The sequence below is a fragment of the Rhizobium sp. YJ-22 genome, from assembly GCF_029601685.1.
Taxonomy (GTDB): Bacteria; Pseudomonadota; Alphaproteobacteria; order Rhizobiales; family Rhizobiaceae; genus Metarhizobium.
Window position 1 is genome coordinate 1 of the sequence record NZ_JARRIR010000050.1, and the last position, 2,835, is coordinate 2,835.

Genomic DNA, 2,835 nt, shown 5'->3' on the forward strand with positions numbered 1-2,835 from the left:
GTATCCCTCCGCCGAAGGCCGTCTGCCCTGATTTGCTGATTGGCTTTAAGTCCATGCCTTATGTCATGCGCTACAATCATTTCCCCCATTGAGGTCCTGTCCTGCGATGATCTTGGTCGCCGGCGGGATTGGTCGGACGAAGAGAAGGTTCGGATCGTCGAGGAGAGCCTGCAAGGCTTTCGGCAGGGGTCCGCGACGGCGCGGCGATATGGTTTGTCGCGGTCATTGTTGACCCGTTGGCGTCGGGAGTTCCGTAGTGGCCTTCTGAGCGGTTCGGCTTCAACGGGCTTCGTGCCGCTTTCGATTTCGTCACCGGCGGCGGCATCTTGCGAGAAGGTCTCGCCGCCCCGGCCGGAAGATGACAAAAGGATCGAGATCGGCCTGCCGAACGGTCGACGGTTGATGATCCCGGCGTCGCTTGATCCGATCATTCTCGCCCGGCTGTTGCCGGTTCTGGATGCGTCATGATCGCCTTTCCGGCTGGTGTGAAGGTGTGGATTGCGGGCGGTGTGACGGACATGCGCTGCGGCATGAACAGCCTGGCGCTGAAGGTGCAACAGGGTCTTGGCCGCGATCCTCATGGCGGCGAAGTCTTCTGCTTCCGGGGTCGCAAGGGTGACCTCATCAAGGTTCTGTGGCACGATGGGATCGGCATGTCGCTTTACCTGAAGCGGCTTGAAGCCGGAAAGTTCATCTGGCCGGTCAGTCAAAATGGCTCCACCGTGCCAGTGTCGGCGGCGCAACTCGGCTATCTCCTGGAAGGGATCGACTGGCGCAATCCACGCTGGACGCAGCGGCCTTCTAAGGCAGGCTAATCGACTGCATTCCTCTGTTTTTGTTGGGCTTTCAGCATGGTGCATGGTAGCTTTCGGCCATGGATGATGCTGCTTCGGAGATATCCAGACTGCGTGCCGCGCTAGCGGCATCGGAAGCGCGTGCTGCCTCCGCCGAGGCCGATCTCGCGCAGGTGCGCGCCGTCGTGACGACGTCCGAGGCGATGATCCGACACCTCAAGCTCGAGATCGCCAAAATGCGCCGCGAGCAGTATGGCCAGAGCTCCGAACGCCGCGCCCGGCTGATCGACCAGATGGAATTGCAGCTCGAAGAACTCGAGGCCGACGCCACCGAGGACGAGATCGCCGCGGAACGCGTGGCAGCGAAGATCACAAATGTCTCCGCCTTCGAACGCCGCCGGCCAGCCCGTAAGCCGTTTCCCGAGCACTTACCGCGTGAACGCGTGATCATCGAGGCTCCGGCGCACTGCGCCTGTTGCGGCTCGGCCCGGATCGTGAAGATGGGCGAAGACATCACCGAGACGTTGGAGGCGATTCCGCGCCAGTGGAAGGTGATCCAGACGGTTCGCGAGAAGTTCACCTGCCGGGATTGCGAGAAGATCAGCCAGTCACCGGCACCTTTCCATGCCACGCCGCGCGGATGGGCGGGGCCGAACCTGCTGGCGACGATCCTGTTCGAGAAGTTTGGCCAGCATCAGCCCTTGAACCGCCAGGCCGAGCGCTATGCCAGGGAAGGCGTCGATCTCAGCCTCTCCACTTTGGCCGATCAGGTAGGGGCTTGCGCGACGGCGCTGCAGCCGATCCATGATCTGATCCGTGCCCATGTTCTGGGAGCCGTTCGCCTGCATGGCGACGATACCACCGTGCCGCTTCTGGCGCGGGGTGCAACGCGGCAGGCAAGATTATGGACTTACGTCCGCGACGACCGCCCCTTCGCGGGCGGCGCGCCTCCCGCGGCGCTCTTCCACTTCTCACCCGATCGCGAGAAGACCCATCCCAACAGGCACCTCGTGGGGTGGCATGGCACTCTCCAAGCCGATGCCTATGGTGGCTACAACGACCTCTACCGTGCGGACCGCGGCCCTGCGCCGGTCAAAAGCGCACTCTGCTGGAGCCATGCCAGGCGCAAGTTCTTCGAACTGGCCGACATCGCCGGCAACGTGCGCAAGGGCAAGCCTGCCCACGAGATATCGCCCGTCGCACTTGAGGCCGTCGCCCGCATTGACGCGCTCTTCGAGATCGAGCGCGGCATAAACGGCATGTCCGTCGAGGAACGTCTCGCGGCGCGGCAGCAGCATGCTCGCCCGCGCGTCGAGGAATTGCATCAATGGCTCATGGCCCAGCGTTCCCAGATGTCCAAGCACAATCCCGTCGCCAAGGCGATCAACTACATGTTCGACAAGGAGGGCCGCTGGGACGCCTTCACCCGCTTCCTCGACGACGGCAGCCTTTGCCTTTCGAACAATGCCGCCGAACGCGCCCTGCGCGGCATTGCTCTGGGAAGAAAGGCATGGCTATTCGCCGGTTCACAGCGCGGAGGCGAACGTGCTGCCTTCATGTATTCCCTGATCGTCTCGGCAAAGATGAACGATATCGATCCGCAGGCCTGGCTGGCGGACGTGCTCGCCCGCATGCCCAGCCTTCCAGTATCAAGGCTGCCGGAACTATTGCCGTGGAACTGGTCCGCCGGAAGCGCCCGGCAGGTGGCGGCCTGATGGCGCGCCCGACGCATGTCTACACGATCGAATACGTCACCACGCTGATCAGCGAGAACCTCGAACTCATCGAGGAAGTCGCCAGAAACTCCGACAACATCGACTACGGCGAGATGATCCATGCCTATGACGGGACCGAGGAAGGCGTCACCACCTTCACGGAACGCGGTGTCGAGAGCTTGAAGGAGTTCCTCGCCGACGTCCGCACCTGGGAGTGCGGCGTCCGGCAATTCCTCGTCGACGAGCAATGTGACCCGGAAGTCATCAAACGCATCATGGCAGACGAGCCGAAATCATAAGCCCCGCGGCCTTCGCCGGATGGATAC

At 62.5% G+C, this 2,835-nt stretch carries 4 protein-coding genes; all 4 read left to right on the forward strand.

Going from position 1 to position 2,835, the window contains the following annotated elements; all coding sequences use genetic code 11:
* Positions 1 to 60: 60 nt before the first annotated feature.
* From P7F60_RS30685 to P7F60_RS30700, 4 genes are read left to right on the forward strand one after another with little or no spacing between them, the layout of a single operon-like run.
* Positions 61 to 468, forward strand: coding sequence for a transposase (locus P7F60_RS30685; RefSeq protein WP_081870589.1), 408 nt, complete (start codon positions 61 to 63; stop codon positions 466 to 468).
* A complete protein-coding gene (gene tnpB / locus P7F60_RS30690; RefSeq protein WP_018240900.1) occupies positions 465 to 815 on the forward strand; it encodes an IS66 family insertion sequence element accessory protein TnpB in 351 nt (116 codons plus the stop codon). Before P7F60_RS30685 ends, tnpB begins: the two co-directional genes overlap by 4 nt.
* Positions 816 to 874: 59 nt before the next feature.
* The gene (locus P7F60_RS30695; RefSeq protein WP_023515432.1) at positions 875 to 2,509 is read left to right on the forward strand and encodes an IS66 family transposase; all 1,635 of its coding nucleotides are present in this window, start codon (positions 875 to 877) and stop codon (positions 2,507 to 2,509) included.
* On the forward strand, positions 2,509 to 2,808 hold the full coding sequence (locus tag P7F60_RS30700; RefSeq protein ID WP_151653675.1) for a hypothetical protein: 300 nt from the start codon (positions 2,509 to 2,511) through the stop codon (positions 2,806 to 2,808). The genes P7F60_RS30695 and P7F60_RS30700 overlap by 1 nt, the downstream gene beginning before the upstream one ends.
* Positions 2,809 to 2,835: the final 27 nt, after the last annotated feature.